Below are 16924 nucleotides of genomic sequence, written 5' to 3' on the forward strand. Positions count from 1 at the left end.
TGTCATGAGCATGTGGAAAGAATTCTCCAAAGGCCTGTGGCACGATCTGCCACCTTTCAAGCTGGTACTTGGTCTCTGTCCGGTGCTGGCTGTAACAAAGACAGCATACAACGGCTTCGGCATGGGTATGGCCGTCATATTTGTCCTTGCCCTGTCCAACCTGTTCGTCTCGTTGCTCCGCAAAGTCATTCCAGCCAAAGTACGCATCGCCTGCTTCATCGTGGTGGCAGCATCGCTGGTTGTCTGCGTAGAATTACTCATGCAGGCATATGCCTACCCGCTGTATCTGCAACTCGGCATCTTCGTCCCGCTTATTGTGGTCAACTGTATTATTCTGGGACGAGCCGAAGCATTCGCTTCCAAAAACCCAGTCCATCTGGCTGTCGCTGACGGTCTTGGCATGGGTGTAGGGTTCACTCTCTCACTGACGTTCCTTGGCTCTATCCGTGAACTCTTCGGATACGGCACATGGTTCGGCCTGCACATCATGGGAGACTGGTTTGAACCGTTCACCTTTATGGTCGAGGCCCCCGGCGCCTTCGTCTGTCTCGGACTCGTATTGGCTGGCATGAATGCACTGACCAACTGGCAACGCAAGACCAAAGGACTGGAGGCCATCGAGGGCCCGGTCCACGACTGCAAAACCTGCGGCATGTGCTCAACGAAACCGGGAGTGTAGGGAGAAACCATGGATTACTTCGTACTCATCATCGCCGCCATATTCGTCAACAACATCGTGTTGGCACAGTATTTAGGTAACTGTCCGTTCATTGGCACATCCAAAGAATCAAGTGTAGCTATCGGCATGGGACTGGCCGTCGTCTTCGTGGCCGCCATGGCCGCATGTATCACATGGTGTGTCCAAAAATTCATGCTCGCCCCTAATGATCTGGGGTATCTTCAGACCATCGCCTTTATTCTCGTTATCGCCGCACTGGTTCAATTCGTAGAAATGTTCCTGAAAAAAGCGATACCACCACTCTATAAATCACTTGGCATCTTCCTGCCGCTCATCACCACCAACTGCGCGGTACTCGGTATTGCTATCATCTGCCAACGTGAAGAATATTCTTTCGTAGAGACCCTGATTTTCTCGATAGCATCAGGCTTCGGCTTCATGCTTGCCCTCGTAGTGCTGGCAGGTATTCGCGAACGACTCGACCTTGCACGCGTCCCGGTAGCAATGAAAGGCACCCCGCTCGGACTGATTCTGGCCGGTCTCATGTCCCTGGCATTCTTCGCCTTCAAAGGCATGGCCTCATAGGAGTATTGAAATATGATCACAGCTTCCGTACTCGTCCTTCTCGGCATCGGCTTTACCGCCGCCGTCATTCTGGCCGTGGCCTCCAAGGTGCTCTATGTCTATGAAGACCCACGCATCGCTCAAGTTGAATCTGTCCTTGCTGGTGCTAACTGTGGCGGCTGCGGCTATCCAGGTTGTGCAGGAGCTGCTCAGGGCGTTGTCGAAGGCAAAGCCGGCGCCACTGTCTGCGTCATCGGCGGAGATCAAGTGGCTACAAACGTCGCGACCATCATGGGCCTCGAATTTTCATCCATGGAGAAACAAATCGCCTTTGTGGACTGTACAGGCGGCACTCGCGCAGAAGATGTTTATATTTATGAAGGAGCCAAGGACTGCCGCGCTCAGCACCTACTTTACAGCGGCTCAAAGATGTGTCCCGAAGGTTGCCTCGGCTACGGCACCTGTGTAACAGCTTGCCAATTTGGCGCCATTGAAATGGGACCGAACGGTTATCCGGTCGTCGATCCAAACCTTTGCACTGCCTGCGGCGGTTGCGAACAGGTCTGCCCACGCGGCGTCATAACGATATGGGGTATGACCGCACGCATCATGCACCTCAACGAAACCACGGATTGTTTGGCTCCTTGTCGCCAACGCTGCCCCGGCCAAATCAACATCCCACGCTATATCGAACAAGTTTCACGCGGCGACTATGCTGGTGCCTTGGAAACCATCCGCGAACGCATCCCCATGCCGCTCTCCATCGGACGCGTCTGTCCTCACCCCTGCGAAGACGTTTGTCGTCGTGGCCATGTGGATGAGCCTGTGGGCATCAATATGATAAAAAGATTTGCCGCAGACTGGGAAATGAACTCGGGACAACGGCTTCCTATTTCCTGTGCGCCTGATACTGGCCGCAAAATTGCTGTAGTCGGCGGCGGCCCAGCCGGGCTGTCCTGTGCATTTTCCCTACGCCGTCTTGGACACAACCCAACTATCTTCGAATCCATGCCCGCCCTTGGTGGCCAGCTTCGTTACGGCATCCCGGAATACCGATTGCCAAAGGATATCCTTAATTGGGAGATACAGGGTATCATCGATCTTGGCATCGACGTTGAATACGAAAAGTTTTTCGGTACAGACTTTACGCTGAACTCCTTAAAGAAAGACGGCTATGAAGCAGTCTTTCTCGGAATTGGCGCATGGATGAACATGACTTTACGCATTGAAAACGAGGAAGCTAAAGGTGTTGAAACCGGCACAGAATTTTTGACCAAGGTCGGCCTTGGCATAGAAACCGGTATCAACAAAAAAGTTGTGGTCATCGGCGGCGGCAACACAGCCATCGACACAGCTCGGACCGGTGTCCGACTCGGTGCAAATGTGACTCTTATGTACCGACGCACTCGAGATGAAATGCCAGCCAACATCGAAGAAATCATCGGTGCAGAAGAAGAAAACGTCAACTATCTCTTCTTGGCTGCCCCCACACGCATTGTTACCGACGACTCCGATCACGTCACTCATGTTGAATATATCGAAATGGAACTGGGGGAACCTGACGACTCAGGCAGACGACGCCCCATACCCATCGAAGGATCTGAAACGCTCATTGAAGCCGATACCGTATATACTGCCATCGGCCAAAAGCCGGAACTTTCTTGTCTATACGAAAACGGGACCTGTGACCTTGAAGAAACACGTTGGCGCACATTAGGCGCCGATTCAGACACTCTCCAAACAGCTCTCCCACATGTCTTCACCGGCGGAGACATGCATACCGGCCCCGCACTTGTGATCACGGCCCTTGGCGAAGGCAGAAAAGCGGCTCGCTCAATCCATCAGTATCTCAATGAGGACGCTCCGCATATCTCAGCTAACACCCAACGTGAAATGATCGATTACACAATGTTCACCAACGTCCCTGATGTTGGCCTGCGCGACCGCTCAAAAATGCCAAACCTCATTGAATGTGATGAACGAACCTGCACCTTCAAAGAAATTGAAGGTGCAATAAGTGAAGCCGAAGCAAAACATGAAACCTGTCGCTGTTTGCGTTGCGGCCTAACCTGTTACAACCGTGATCTTGTCGACGGACAGGAATGTATCGTTGATGAGTGTGTGAAAAATCCGTAAAAAACAGTTGCAAACTAAAAACGTTACAGATATACATTTTTTCCCTTGAGACGAAAGTCACAGGGCAAAAAAAAGGGCGATTAACTCAGCTGGTCAGAGTGCCATCCTCACACGGTGGAAGTCACAGGTTCAAATCCCGTATCGCCCACCAGCTATTTCAATTAGTTACGAGTCGTTTGATGTGTCAGCCGCCAAGCCTACTCACCTTATGACTCACCTTTTTCTAAGCCTTTGGTTAATCGCTGGAGGCTTTTTTCATGTCCGATACCCTGCCGCAAGCTACTCGGTCAACGGTATCCAATCTCCTCTCGGCCAGAAGTCCGCTTCTTCGTGAACAGGCGTATACGCTCGCTCTTGAAATCCACATCCTACCACTTAAGGTTGAATATTTCGCTTCGCTGTGCAGCTGTATACAGCTACAGTGGAAGTCACAGGTTCAAACCCCATATCGCCCACCACTTTGTTTCAAACCAAACAGGTGCTTAGAAATTCTAAGCGTCCGTTTTTTGTTGCACAAGAGTTCCCGCCCACTATATACTCAATTTCTTGAAACGAACTCGCTCCAACCGGGACAGACTTCACTCCATCCGAAAGGTATATATCTCCATGATTGACACACATATTCAAACGATATCCCGAGAACTCTCTCTCAGGCCACATCATGTCAAAGCTGTTGCAGCACTTCTTGATGAAGGGGCGACTGTGCCTTTCATTTCTCGGTATCGTAAAGAAGCAACCGGCACCATGGATGAAGTAGGAGTGGCCGGAGTCCGCGACAGGTTAATCGAACTCGCAGAGCTGGATAAACGACGGGAAGCAATCCTCTCCTCTCTACTTGAAAGAGACCTCCTTTCCGATGAGCTCAAACGGGCTATTAATCAAGCCAAAGACAAAGCTCGACTGGAAGATATCTATCTACCCCATCGCCCAAAACGGCGAACGCGTGCGGCCATGGCCAAAGAACGAGGGCTGGAATCTTTGGCAAACACACTTTTCAGCCAACGAGGCATCGACCCTAAACGTGAAGCTGAACGGTATATAAATCAAAACAAAGACGTGGCCGACATTGAAGCGGCACTAGCCGGAGCTCGGGATATCATTGCTGAAAACATCAATGAGAACCCAAAAGCGCGAGCAGCCATGCGAACCCTATTCGTCAAACGTGGCCGATTTATATCTCAGGTAGCCAAAGGCAAAGAAGAAGCCGGAGCAACCTACCGAGACTGGTTTGACTGGGATGAACCGTTGGCACGTATTCCCGGTCACCGAGCACTTGCCATGTTTCGGGGGGAAAATGAAAAGCTGCTCAAACTCTCTTTACGTCCACCGGAAGAGGAAGCCACAGGGCTCATGCGCAGATCTATCTTGCGCGGCAAGGGCGAAGATTCCCACGAGGTAGGCATGGCTCTCGATGATTGTTATAAACGCTTGCTCGGTCCATCCATGGAAAACGAAGTGCGGGCTGAAGTCAAAAAACGGGCAGACGCTGAGGCTATTGGCGTCTTTGCTGCGAATCTACGAGAATTGTTGCTGGCTGCTCCGCTTGGGCAAAAACGCGTACTGGCTCTCGACCCCGGATTTCGTACAGGGGCCAAACTCACAGTCCTTGACGCTCAAGGCGCACTGAAAGAACACACAACCATTTTTCCCACCGGATCAAAAAGACAACAGGAAGAAGCTGGCGCAACTCTTCAATCTTTGTGTTCCAAGCACGCTGTTGAAGCTATTGCCATTGGCAACGGCACGGCTGGACGCGAAACAGAAACTTTTGTCCGCGGCCTGGACCTTGGTCTCCCTGCGGTGCTGGTCAACGAGTCCGGAGCTTCCATCTACTCTGCTTCGGAAGTCGCCCGTCGAGAGTTTCCCGATCTTGACCTGACCGTTCGTGGTTCTGCTTCCATCGGCCGCAGGCTTATGGACCCACTGGCCGAACTGGTCAAGATTGATCCCAAATCCATTGGTGTAGGCCAATATCAACATGATGTTGATCAGACGGCTCTCAAAAAAGGCCTCGACGACGTGGTGGAACGATGTGTCAACTCGGTTGGGGTAGACTTGAATACGGCAAGTCGGGAATTACTCGCTTCCGTCTCTGGGTTAGGACCTGTTCTGGCTGAAAATATCGTCAATTATCGCGACAAGAATGGTCCTTTTACCTCTCGACGAGAACTGCTCAAGGTCAAACGACTCGGCCCAAAGGCCTTTGAACAGGCCGCCGGATTTCTGCGCGTCGAAGGCAAAGAAATTCTGGACGGCAGTGCGGTCCACCCCGAGCGATATAAACTCGTCAAACAAATGGCCAAGGATGCAGCCTGCTCAGTAGCAGACCTAATCAATGATGCAACAGCCCGTGAACGAATAACAATCGATAATTATATCGCTGAAGAAGTAGGATTGCCGACGCTACGAGACATCATAAATGAACTCACCAAACCGGGACGAGACCCTCGAGCCGAATTCAGCACATTTTCATTCACCGAGGGAATCAACGATATCAAGGATCTATATGAAGGCATGAAGTTGCCCGGAATCGTGACCAATGTTACAAAATTCGGCGCGTTTGTGGATATTGGCGTGCACCGTGACGGCCTTGTTCACATAAGCCAACTGGCCGACAAATTCATACGAGATCCATCAGAAGTGGTTGCTGCAGGCCGTGAGGTCACTGTCACTGTCATCGGCGTTGACGAAAAACGCGGGCGTATAAATCTGAGTATGAAAACGCACACAGAGGCTTAAAACGACTACTATTTTATATATAAATATGCTCTCATGTAGTTATAGACTAAAAAGCAAATTGTTTGCCTAATACAAAAAACGCAACGCCAAGAATACGGGAAACATATTGCCATTATAGTTAATTCAGGCGATATGCATATTCAGTCATGTACAAAGAGAGATTGTTTGGTTCCGACATCTTGACCAAACAAGATATCATTTGATGAGCAAACCACTAACCTATTAACGCTATGCTTATTCCAAACATCTGGTTAGTAATCCCCTGCTTTAACGAGGAAAAAAGACTCCCCGTTGAAGCTATTACGCTTTTTTTGACAGAATCTCCCAAGGCTCACCTATGCATGATTGATGATGGAAGCACAGACCTCACACACGCCGTCTTGCTTACAATCAAAAAAAACCACCCGAAAAACGTAACAGTTCTCCGCCATGATACCAACAAGGGAAAAGGGGAAGCCGTCAGAACTGGTATTATTCACGGCATTACAAATGCCACATGCTCATACTTTGGATATTGGGATGCTGACTTGGCAACACCGTTCTCCCAACTCTCTCTCTTTACAAATGAAAGTAATAAAAATCCGGACTGGGAAATCCTCATGGGATGTAGACATCAACGCCTCGGTACAAATATCAAACGGAAATTAACACGTCATTATTTGGGACGTATATTCGCTACTATTATTTCTTATCTCCTAACTCTCCCTGTATATGATACTCAATGCGGTGCAAAACTATTCCGCAAGGATACGGCTGCAGAACTCTTCTCCAAGCCTTTTCTTTCCTCATGGATATTTGATGTTGAACTTTTAGCCCGCTTCATTGAAACAAAGGGACATAAATACGCACTCGACCACATCCGAGAAGTCCCACTTGAATACTGGGAAGACATCAATGGTTCCAAGCTCTCATTTGCAGCGTATATACAAGCCCTGAGGGATATCATCTCCATCAAACGCGCATACGACGTATAACTCAAGCTGCGCAAAGACATACAATGGTAAGATTATGCTGAATGGAAAAAAAGTCGTCCTCGTCATGCCTGCTTATAATGCAGCCAAGACACTCAAACGAACCTTTAATGATATTCCCCATGGCTACATCGACGAATTTATTCTGGTTGATGATAAAAACCAGGACAACACCGTCGAGATATCCAAGTCACTGGGAATATCTACCTATCTACATCAAAATAATCGAGGGTATGGAGGCAACCAAAAGACATGTTATGCCAAAGCATTGGAATGTGGTGCAGATATAGTTGTCATGCTACACCCCGACTATCAGTACACGCCAAAACTCATACCCGCTATGGTCTCCCCCATAGCTGAAGGCGTTCACGACTGCATGCTCGGCTCTCGCATTCTCGGAAAAGGCGCACGCACGGGAGGTATGCCACTCTACAAATACATTGCGAACAGATTTCTTACCTTGTTCCAAAATATCTTGGTAAATGAAAAATTATCCGAATACCACACAGGATACAGGTCCTTTTCCAAAGAGGTCTTGGAAAAACTTCCCCTGGAACAAAACAGTGATGATTTCATTTTCGACAACCAAATGCTATGCCAAACAATCTATGCGGGTTTCAAAATCGGTGAAGTGACCTGCCCGACCAAATATGAAAAAGGATCTTCATCAATCAATTTTATCCGATCCTGCCAATACGGCATTGGCGTCCTTCAATGTTCCATAGAAACATTTCTTCACCGGTTTGACATCAGAAAATCTGCCATGTTGGAACCTCTCGACATGAATAAAGAAAATTAATGTTCATGGCGATACCCATGATAAAGATATCAAGACGACTCACAAACAGTCCCCTATTCAAATCACTCAATCACTCCCTGCAATCACAGCGGGAACACCTATATGGCTAGTTCAAACAACTCCATACTCAAACGCTTCGGCTACCTTCTCTCAGCGCATTGGGTCAGAGAAATTCTGCAAACGGTTTTCATGATTTCCCTAGCTCGCCACGCAACGGAAACCTATGGCCAATTCATGCTCGCCATCAACATTGGTCAATTGCTGCTCTTTGCTACCGAATGTGGACTCAACCAACATCTTTCCACGATGCTGGCACGAAAAGAGCATTTCCCAACCCATATTCTTGGCCAAATAACCTTCATCAAATCAATTTTTATGGTTATTGGCTGGCTGGCCATGCTGGGCTTCATTTTCTGGCAAGGCTATTCAGCAGAATTACGCCTCATCATAATTATCATCGCCACGGGTATCGCATTAAACGGCATTGGCAATTCTTTCTATGTCGCCTGCCAAGTTCTCGGACGTCAAGATATCGAAGGTAAAACTCGAGGTATAGCGGCCCTAATAGGCTACGGGTATGGCATTGTCGCTCTTCTTCTCGGCGCTCCATCTGCAATCATAGCCCTATTCAAGGGATTAGAAACACTGACCAACCTCATTGTCACTCTCAAAGCATTTTGGACACGTATTCGAAAAGAACTCCATTTAAAAAATATCCATAACGTATGGCGAATTTGGCGCGAAGGTCTTATTTTTACCGCCATGGCGATTTGCGCTATTTTTTATAATAAAATCAACTTATTTTTCCTACAAAACAATGCCGGAGCCGAAGGCGTTGCCCAATACAGCGCAACGTGGCAAATCGTGGATGGAATTTCAATAATCGTCTCCAGCATGCTTCTTGGAAAAGTCCTTTTTCCGCTGTTCACCAAATACTGGAATTCCGATCGAAACCTTTTCATTGGATTAGCCCGACAATCTGCTGCGTGGCTCGTCGCTGTAGCTCTCCCTGTAAGCTATGTCCTTTTTATCGAAAGCGATCGTATTATTACCATAGCCTATGGCTCCAATTACGGCTCAGCGATTCTCATTCAAAAGCAATTGGTAGGATGCATCCTGTTTGCTTTCATTCATAACCTCGCAAGCTATTTGATGATCAGTATGAACTATCAACGCATACTGCTCGGCATGTACATTACAGGACTTATTATCAATATCACAGCCTGTATTTTCCTAACCCAATACAGCCCCCTCTCCAATGCCGCTTATGCTATTCTTTTAACCAAAGGCATCATGGCTTTGATGACAGTCTCCTTCTGTCAAGTTGCACTGGGACTTTTCACCTTCAAAAATATTTGCAAACAAGCTCTGGCAGTGGGAATTGCCGCTGCCATCCACTTCTCTTTTTCGCCAATCCTTATCAGGGAAGTTGTCGAATTCCTGACACTTATTCCTCTGTTATTCTATGCTTTCTGTCTTTATCGAAAGCAACAACACAACTTCGTCACATCAAAATAACAACACTCATTCCAATCCATTGACGTGACCTAGACAGAATTGTACATTTATTCCTGACTCATAGACTAACAACACAACTCAAACAGGAGCCGACGTGCTGCCCAATCATCCCGATTTCAATTTGCTTTACACAATTTTCGAATTGGGGATGATCTTTCATGTGGCGGCAATAGTTCTTCTGCTGCTTCTGACCAAAAATTTTCTACAACGCGCCGTCAAACGCAATACGCATTTCAAAAAAACGACACATCCACAAACTGTTCCCATCATGCTGCCCATAGGAGCCGTTACAAAACACACTGAAAAAAGTGTCCGATCACTCTTGGAACAGGAATATGAAAATTACCGAGTCATTCTTATCTCGGAAACCGACAAGGAAGAGGCCGCCGTATTAATTCGTAAGCTGTGCGCGGAATACGATCATGTCAGTCATATTGTGGCTGGCCCGTCAGAACGATGCTCACAAAAAAACCACAACCTTTTAGCCGCTATCGCCACAATACAACCAGATGAGAACATCCTGGTATTCTGTGACAGTACACATTTAGCTCGACCAGACTTTTTGGCCCGCCTAATCTTACCCATCATCATAGGGGAAACGAAACTGACTTCAGGATATCGTTTTATCCAGCCCGAAGACAACCGCATGGGTACCATCATTCAAATGATTGCGGTCATGTCTCTCCACATGCTTTATGCACTCAAACCGATCAGTCAGCCATGGGGCGGTGCGACGGCTATAGACAGGTCCACATTCTTTGAAAACCGAATTCCAGACCTATGGAGCCGCACGGTTGTTGACGACTACTCCATGGGGCCCTATCTCAAAACCTTGGGAATTCATTCCCTTCCTGTCGCTGAAGCATGTCTTGAAACCCAATTGTCCGGTCAAACCGTTTCCGGCGTATCAAACTGGTTTTACCGTCAGTTACAATTTTTCAAATTTTATACACCGCTGACCTGGATTGCCGCTTCAGTGCTGCCATTATTCTATTTATGCATGGTCACATATATTGCAACCGCCTTAATTACGCCATGTACACCAACCGCACGATTAACAGCTCTCCTTTATCTTGGCACAATGACTATCCTCGGCCTTTGGTACACACAAATTATTCCCAACGAGCTCCCACGACCCAAGAGAATCGCGGCGTTTTTCCTTTTCAACATACTCGCATCAGTACAACTCCTGCGCACTTGGACCTCCAACACTATCTCTTGGCAATCAATTGACTACCACATGAGCCTCGGAGGTGGAATAATCAGGACAATTCGACACAATTCACGGACCCAATAATGACATTACCCCGCATCGCATACGTATCTTTATGGCTCCCAAAACCATCAGAAACCTTCATTTTTCGAGAAGTAAAAACCCTCACGACACTCGGTTTACCGGTGAAGACATTCAACCTATACGCTCCATTAACCAATGGCTTGTCACCGGAAATGTCAACTTTTTCCCCCTCAGAAACTCTGGGCATAAAAAAAACTCATAAAATTGTTGGCGCATTTCTGAAAAACTTCATTTCCAAGCCCAGCCCAATATACTCTCTCTTAAAAAAAGGCCCTTTAAACAAGTGGCGTTCACTGGAAGGATTGGGAGAAAATCTCTGGGCTCTGATGGCAGGCATATACTTGGCGGGTCGATTCAAAGAAGAAAAGATTGAACATATTCACGCCCCATGGGCCAATGGCCCAGCGACTGCACGAGGTCGTGTCAAGATATGTCCGATCTTTTGAATGAACGGTAAAATATAATTCCAATTTCTTTCTGAATTAATCAATGGGATACGCTTGCCGACAGTAGCCAACCGCGAATAAAAGTCTCCCTCAAACAAAAATCCTTGAACGATATCTATGTCATTATTATCAATATACTGACGCAGCCGACGGATCATTTTGATATCGCATTCATACCGCTTACTCCCGACAACAACAACGACCCCGCTTCCCTCAAGCTCTCGTATCCGAGGCACTCTGTCTGTTGTGGAATATATAGTAACGTTGTGCCCTTTTAGGACCAACGCTTTCGCAAGGGCCATCACCTGCGTTTCAGCTCCGCCATAAACCAATGACCCTATCACAAACAGAATATTCATCATGACACCTGAAGGTTGAAATTAGTACACGCCCTTCTGACTCGAACTTCCCATTATTCCTTAAAGGATTTGGTAGCACGATGAAAGTAATTTCAATTTTGCATATCACTCACAAGTAAGACTGAAAAAAACTATCTCACCCTATAAAGGAAAGAACATCAAATACATTCCCATTAAATCCTCACCGTCAAAATCCAGCGAATTCGCCTCACAGGCTCACTCGATACCGGCCTTATCAGGAGAGTAAGAAAGAACACTTGATTACCAAGTGCCCCTTTCTTAATTATTTCATAATCATTCCAAGAAAACTCACTCAAATATTACACGAATTCCGATTTTATCTTTCATGGTACGGATATACTCAACCAACTCTTTCCCTTTTTTGCCGTCTGCCTCAATAATCAAATCGCTTTTTTCTTCAAGGAAATCGGCCAAAGTCAGAGATTCAACCAATATTCCACGTCCAAGGACGTCAATACCGGTTTCCACAGCCAGCGTACTAAATATTTTCATAGATATAGTAATAGGTTCAATATTACGAGCCTTTACTTCTTTCTGTACCGATATATCACTGCGAAAACTTTTATACGGATTGTCACGCCCCATAACTATACCGACAATACCGGGCATAGCACCACCAAGGGCAAGCCTGTCTCCATCTTTTATAAAAACATTGTCGATATCATCGACCGGTCTGTTGTTTCTAAAGATTGTCCGCACAGTCTGCTCAATAAAATTATCTTCGTATCCCAAGACGTCATGCAAAAGATTTCTCACGGACATCCTGGATGTTCCCTGAAGAAAAAATCCTTTTTGTAACAAAAAATTCCAACCTGATGCAGCCCTGGACATCATTTGTATAGTCAAAAAAGAAACATTATTCATTCTTTCCCCCACGTTGGATAAACATCTGTTTCATTAACAATTACATTATGCCCAAAAGAACACAATCGACTGTTTTTTTTGACATTAATTCTTGAAGCGGTGTATGAAAGTCTTGTTAGACAGTTTACCATTATTGCGTCAACACGAACGCATCAATATTAACAAAGCAGAGGGTAATACAATGCCTCAGATTCTCAGAATCAACTGCCGAACCAAAGAATACAGCTTTGATGAAGTCGGCCCTTACGTCAATCTTGGTGGTCGTGCTCTGACCTCCCGTCTTATCAACAAAGAAGTTCCTGCCGACTGCCACCCGCTGTCCGCAGAGAATAAACTGGTTTTCGCGACTGGCCTGTTGGGCGGTTCCACCGCTGCTAACTCCGGCCGTGTGTCCGTTGGCACCAAATCCCCGCTGACCGGCGGCATCAAGGAATCCAACTCCGGCGGCCTGTTCGCCCACAAGATGCCAAAAATGGATCTGTTGGCGATTGTCCTTGAAGACAAGCCTGCTGACGAAGCGCCTTTCTCCACTTTGTTCATAACTGATGGCAAAGTCGAATTCCGCGATGCAACCGACATCGTCGGCATGGACAACTACCCTGCACATGACAAACTGCTTGAACAGTATGGCAATAAACTGTGTGCAGCCATGATCGGACCCGCCGGTGAAACGGTTCGCCAAACCGCGACCATCCAGTTCACTGATCCTTACAAGCGCCCCGCACGTTCCGCTGGCCGCGGCGGCACTGGTGCTGTCATGGGCTCCAAAAAGATCAAGGCCATCGTACTTGATCCCGAATTTGCCAACAAGGTCAGCCCGGTTGACAACGACAACTTCAAAACGGCTCGTTCCACCTGGATCGATATTATCAAGGGCCATCCTGTCACTTCAGAGGGCCTGCCCGGTTTCGGCACCGCAGTACTCGTGAACGTTGTTAACGAAGCAGGTGCACTGCCTACCAAAAACTTCCGTTACGGTCAGTGTGACCACGCCGCTGATATCTCCGGCGAAAAAATGGCCGAGATCATCGAATCCCGCAAAGGCAAAACCACTGAAGGCTGTCATGTAGGTTGTATCATCCAGTGCTCCCAGCAGTACAACGACGCCGATGGTAATTACCTGACCTCCGGTTTCGAATACGAAACCATTTGGGCTTTCGGTGCAAACGCACTGATCAAGGACTTCGACGACATCGCCACCATGGACCGCATCTGCGACGACAAGGGTATGGATACTATCGAAGCAGGAAACACCATCGCTGTGGCCATGGATGGCGGCATCCTCCCTTGGGGTGATGGCAAGGCCGCCATTGAATTGCTCAAGAAAGTCGGTACCGGCGACCCCATGGGCATGATCATCGGCAACGGTGTTGAGTTTGCTGGCGGCGCATTCGGTGTTGACCGTCTGCCCACAGTCAAACGCCAGTCCATGCCCGCCTATGATCCGCGTGCGGTCAAGGGTGTCGGCGTAACCTACGCAACGACGGCCATGGGCGCTGACCACACCGCCGGATATGGTGTCACTGCCAACCTTCTTGGTGTCGGCGGCTCCATCGACGGTCTCAAGAAGGAAGGCAACATTGAGTTGTCCAAAAACCTTCAGGTCGCCACTGCCGCCATCGATTCCATGGGTTTCTGCCTGTTCGTGGCATTCGCTGTGCTGGATTCCGACAACGGAGTCCAAACCATGGCCGACCTGGTTCAGTCCTGGACCGGCAACACCTTCACTCCTGACGATCTGATCGCTCTTGGTGTCGGTGCCATGAAGGATGAACAGGATTTCAACGAACGTGCCGGTTTCACCAAGGCAGACGACAAACTGCCCCGTTTCTTTGAAACTGATCCACTTCCGCCTCACAACGTCACTTGGGATTACGACGAAGACGAGCTTCAAGCCGCCAAAGTCTAAAATTCCCCTATCGTAAATCAAAGGCCGGGAACTCGTTCCCGGCCTTTTTTTTCGTATGTTGACCCACTCACTTCAAATGACTAGATTGGACATATGGGAATAGAACTCAAATGTTTTGCAACGTTGGCTAAGTTCCTGCCTGAAAATGGCGACGATTACCCGATTGAAACGGGGGAGACCGTCAGGTCACTCGTCGGCAAACTCGGCATGCCTGAAAAAGATGTAACACTCATATTCATTAATGCGGTCCGCTCCAATCTGGATAGCGAAGTGAATAATGGCGACAGGGTTGGCCTGTTTCCACCGGTCGGTGGAGGTTAAAACGTGGCAGGGATTCTGGACAAAATCCATGCATACGCCCAAAGCTCTCTGTTACCATGGGGAGAAACGGGTACCATTATATCCAATGAGGCCATCTCCATGCTGGCCCAACAGAATACTATACCCGGTCATGTTGTTGAGCGTCAGGCATTAGCAAAAAGCATTTACCCTCTCAGATATCTACGAAACATGCAGTCCATTACAATCAAAGGACAACAACGCCTTCTGGAATCCACCGTTGCACAAGTTGGCCTTGGTGGACTTGGCGGCAACCTGCTTGAACAATTCCTGAGAATGGGCATCGGAACCATTCATGCTGCTGATGGCGACCACTTTGAAGAAAGTAATCTTAATCGACAGGAACTTTCCACGCTCAACACTCTCAACCAATCCAAAGCGTACGCGGCGATCAAAAGAGCCGAGAAGGTCAATCCGTCAGTAGAATTTTCTGCCACAGAAGAATTTCTGACTGTAAACTCATTACCCGACTTTCTGGCTGGAGCTGATATTGTAATTGATGCTTTGGGAGGACTGGAAACACGCCTTCACCTGCAACAATCTGCTGCTAAAGCCGAAGTGCCACTTATCACAGGAGCTTTAGCCGGCTGGACAGGGTATGTTAGCGTGGTCATACCTGGCGAAATTGGTCCGGCAGACATCATGGGCGTTAACAACGAAGCAGAGGGCATCCTCGGTTGCCCAGCCCCTTCCGTCATGTTGATTGCATCACTTATGGCGGCTGAAACAATAAAGATTCTCACCGATACCCATCCAACATTACAAGGCAAAATGCTTGTCGTAGACCTTGCTTCATCCACCTTTGAAACGGTCATTCTGTAATTTATCGGTGCCGTATCACAAGCGATTATGCTTCCGTTGACTTAATATTAAAGTTCCTGCATATACTTTTTTGAACAACAATTCATGTGAACAATCACTTAATTAATATATAGCCTTGGCACTTTACCATGACAAAAGAACTAGATACAACACTTCGTCTTCGCATATGGCTTGAACAAAAAGACAAGACCTATATTGGCATTGGAAGCACGCTGCTGCTCAAACATGTCGAAGATCTCGGTTCTCTTCGAAAAGCGGCCGAAGCGCTCGGGATGTCTTACAGGCGGGCTTGGGGTAAACTCAAAAATGCTGAAGAACGCATTGGCCAACCTCTGGTTGAAAAGACCAAAGGTATGGGACAACGATTCAACCTGTCTCCTTACGGCAAAGAGTTGATGGAAAAATTTCTGAGCTTCTATCTCGATGTTGAAGACTATGCCACCAAGCGGGCTGGAGAACTCCTGGAAATGGATGTCAAAAAATCCGGCGAATTCTATCGTGACGACACGCAATAAGCGTCACACACTCACCATCAATTAATTTTGTGAATAACAACAAACATCGTACTAACAATTGTCAAATAAAACCCTACCTTTGGAGGATACAATGAAGCGTTTACTTCTCATTTCTCTCACACTCATGCTCACTGTCGCCCTGGCTGTACCTGCTCTGGCCGGCAAAACACTGATGATGGCAACAACGACCAGCACCGCCAACACCGGTTTGCTGGACGAGCTGATCGTTCCGCAGTTCTTAAAAGACACTGGTATTGAAATCAAATTCGTTGCAGTCGGCACAGGTAAAGCCCTGAAAATGGCTGAAAATTGTGATGTCGATATCGTTCTGGTTCACGCCCCTGCTTCCGAAAAAGCATATATGGATAAAGGCGTTCTCATCGACCGTACTGAAATCATGTATAATGATTTCGTCATTATCGGACCTGCCGCTGATCCCGCAGGCGTGAAGGGCATGAGTGTTGCCGAAGCGTTGAAGACCATCGCAGCCAAGAAGGCTTCTTTTGCCAGCCGTGGTGACAACTCCGGTACCAACAAAAAAGAACTTTCCTTGTGGAAAGCAGCCGGCATGGCTGTTCCCGAAAAAGACGCATGGTATGTCCAGACTGGTCAAGGCATGCTCCCGACCATCAATATCGCCAATGAAAAATCCGGCTACACCATGACTGACCGCGGTACTTTCATCAAATATGCAGACAACAATGGTGGCAACCCGCCGCTGATCGTTCTGGTGGAAGGCGACAAGGTTCTGTTCAATCAGTACAGTGCGTTGGCCGTGAATCCCGAACACTGCAAAGATGCTCAGTATGACCTGGCCAAGCAGTACATTGCATGGATGGCTTCCCCCGAAACCCAGAAAGCCATTGGCAACTTCAAGCTTTTGGGCAAGAAGCTTTTCATTCCCAACGCAAAGTAGATAGAGTATGGTAATCCACCGGGGGAACGG

At 47.7% G+C, this 16924-nt stretch carries 15 protein-coding genes and 1 tRNA gene; 14 read left to right on the plus strand and 2 right to left on the minus strand.

Annotated features, from left to right (window positions below; all coding sequences use genetic code 11):
• Positions 1-4 precede the first annotated feature (4 nt).
• From rsxE to SYK_RS04460, 9 genes are all read left to right on the plus strand, one after another.
• On the plus strand, positions 5-679 hold the full coding sequence (gene rsxE / locus SYK_RS04420) for an electron transport complex subunit RsxE (protein WP_281762394.1): 675 nt from the start codon (positions 5-7) through the stop codon (positions 677-679).
• Between the two features lie 9 nt (positions 680-688).
• Positions 689-1264, plus strand: a complete 576-nt coding sequence (locus tag SYK_RS04425; RefSeq protein ID WP_281762395.1) for an electron transport complex protein RnfA — start codon at positions 689-691, stop codon at positions 1262-1264.
• Positions 1265-1276: 12 nt separating this feature from the next.
• Positions 1277-3379 (plus strand): FAD-dependent oxidoreductase, encoded by a 2103-nt coding sequence (locus tag SYK_RS04430; protein WP_281762396.1) that lies wholly within the window; start codon positions 1277-1279, stop codon positions 3377-3379.
• 74 nt (positions 3380-3453) lie between these two features.
• Positions 3454-3530 (plus strand) — tRNA-Val (locus SYK_RS04435).
• 455 nt (positions 3531-3985) lie between these two features.
• Positions 3986-6118, plus strand: a complete 2133-nt coding sequence (locus SYK_RS04440; RefSeq protein ID WP_281762397.1) for a Tex family protein — start codon at positions 3986-3988, stop codon at positions 6116-6118.
• Between the two features lie 230 nt (positions 6119-6348).
• On the plus strand, positions 6349-7092 hold the full coding sequence (locus SYK_RS04445; protein WP_281762398.1) for a glycosyltransferase: 744 nt from the start codon (positions 6349-6351) through the stop codon (positions 7090-7092).
• A gap of 34 nt (positions 7093-7126) precedes the next feature.
• A complete protein-coding gene (locus SYK_RS04450; protein ID WP_281762399.1) occupies positions 7127-7888 on the plus strand; it encodes a glycosyltransferase family 2 protein in 762 nt (253 codons plus the stop codon).
• Positions 7889-7990: 102 nt separating this feature from the next.
• A complete protein-coding gene (locus SYK_RS04455) occupies positions 7991-9406 on the plus strand; it encodes an oligosaccharide flippase family protein (protein WP_281762400.1) in 1416 nt (471 codons plus the stop codon).
• A 94-nt stretch (positions 9407-9500) separates the two neighbouring features.
• The gene (locus tag SYK_RS04460) at positions 9501-10703 is read left to right on the plus strand and encodes a glycosyltransferase (RefSeq protein WP_281762401.1); all 1203 of its coding nucleotides are present in this window, start codon (positions 9501-9503) and stop codon (positions 10701-10703) included.
• A 379-nt stretch (positions 10704-11082) separates the two neighbouring features.
• On the opposite strand, the gene SYK_RS04465 is transcribed toward SYK_RS04460, so the two are convergent.
• Positions 11083-11511 carry a glycosyltransferase gene (locus tag SYK_RS04465; protein ID WP_281762402.1) on the minus strand — a complete coding sequence of 143 codons (429 nt, stop codon included), beginning with the start codon at positions 11509-11511 and terminating at the stop codon, positions 11083-11085.
• Between the two features lie 306 nt (positions 11512-11817).
• On the minus strand, positions 11818-12393 hold the full coding sequence (locus tag SYK_RS04470; protein ID WP_281762403.1) for a hypothetical protein: 576 nt from the start codon (positions 12391-12393) through the stop codon (positions 11818-11820).
• Positions 12394-12574: 181 nt separating this feature from the next.
• On the opposite strand from SYK_RS04470, the gene SYK_RS04475 reads away from it, so the two are divergent.
• From SYK_RS04475 to SYK_RS04495, 5 genes are all read left to right on the plus strand, one after another.
• Positions 12575-14302, plus strand: a complete 1728-nt coding sequence (locus SYK_RS04475; protein WP_281762404.1) for an aldehyde ferredoxin oxidoreductase family protein — start codon at positions 12575-12577, stop codon at positions 14300-14302.
• Positions 14303-14395: 93 nt separating this feature from the next.
• The gene (locus SYK_RS04480; RefSeq protein ID WP_281762405.1) at positions 14396-14623 is read left to right on the plus strand and encodes a MoaD/ThiS family protein; all 228 of its coding nucleotides are present in this window, start codon (positions 14396-14398) and stop codon (positions 14621-14623) included.
• 3 nt (positions 14624-14626) lie between these two features.
• A complete protein-coding gene (locus tag SYK_RS04485; RefSeq protein WP_281762406.1) occupies positions 14627-15463 on the plus strand; it encodes a HesA/MoeB/ThiF family protein in 837 nt (278 codons plus the stop codon).
• Between the two features lie 128 nt (positions 15464-15591).
• Complete coding sequence (locus SYK_RS04490; RefSeq protein ID WP_281762407.1) at positions 15592-15978, plus strand: winged helix-turn-helix domain-containing protein; 387 nt, start codon at positions 15592-15594, stop codon at positions 15976-15978.
• A gap of 91 nt (positions 15979-16069) precedes the next feature.
• Positions 16070-16894 (plus strand): ABC transporter substrate-binding protein, encoded by an 825-nt coding sequence (locus tag SYK_RS04495; protein ID WP_281762408.1) that lies wholly within the window; start codon positions 16070-16072, stop codon positions 16892-16894.
• Positions 16895-16924 lie beyond the last annotated feature (30 nt).

The sequence above is a fragment of the Pseudodesulfovibrio nedwellii genome, from assembly GCF_027923765.1.
Lineage (GTDB): Bacteria > Desulfobacterota > Desulfovibrionia > Desulfovibrionales > Desulfovibrionaceae > Pseudodesulfovibrio > Pseudodesulfovibrio nedwellii.

What these genes read in the sequence shown, in the direction of transcription:
- SYK_RS04445 (WP_281762398.1), top strand. Translation starts at nt 6,349, where the DNA reads ATGCTTATTCCAAACATCTGGTTAGTAATCCCCTGCTTTAACGAGGAA.
- SYK_RS04475 (WP_281762404.1), top strand. Translation starts at nt 12,575, where the DNA reads ATGCCTCAGATTCTCAGAATCAACTGCCGAACCAAAGAATACAGCTTT.
- SYK_RS04490 (WP_281762407.1), top strand. Translation starts at nt 15,592, where the DNA reads ATGACAAAAGAACTAGATACAACACTTCGTCTTCGCATATGGCTTGAA.
- SYK_RS04465 (WP_281762402.1), bottom strand. Translation starts at nt 11,511, where the DNA reads ATGATGAATATTCTGTTTGTGATAGGGTCATTGGTTTATGGCGGAGCT.
- SYK_RS04455 (WP_281762400.1), top strand. Translation starts at nt 7,991, where the DNA reads ATGGCTAGTTCAAACAACTCCATACTCAAACGCTTCGGCTACCTTCTC.
- SYK_RS04480 (WP_281762405.1), top strand. Translation starts at nt 14,396, where the DNA reads ATGGGAATAGAACTCAAATGTTTTGCAACGTTGGCTAAGTTCCTGCCT.
- rsxE (WP_281762394.1), top strand. Translation starts at nt 5, where the DNA reads ATGAGCATGTGGAAAGAATTCTCCAAAGGCCTGTGGCACGATCTGCCA.
- SYK_RS04430 (WP_281762396.1), top strand. Translation starts at nt 1,277, where the DNA reads ATGATCACAGCTTCCGTACTCGTCCTTCTCGGCATCGGCTTTACCGCC.
- SYK_RS04425 (WP_281762395.1), top strand. Translation starts at nt 689, where the DNA reads ATGGATTACTTCGTACTCATCATCGCCGCCATATTCGTCAACAACATC.
- SYK_RS04450 (WP_281762399.1), top strand. Translation starts at nt 7,127, where the DNA reads ATGCTGAATGGAAAAAAAGTCGTCCTCGTCATGCCTGCTTATAATGCA.
- SYK_RS04470 (WP_281762403.1), bottom strand. Translation starts at nt 12,393, where the DNA reads ATGAATAATGTTTCTTTTTTGACTATACAAATGATGTCCAGGGCTGCA.
- SYK_RS04495 (WP_281762408.1), top strand. Translation starts at nt 16,070, where the DNA reads ATGAAGCGTTTACTTCTCATTTCTCTCACACTCATGCTCACTGTCGCC.
- SYK_RS04440 (WP_281762397.1), top strand. Translation starts at nt 3,986, where the DNA reads ATGATTGACACACATATTCAAACGATATCCCGAGAACTCTCTCTCAGG.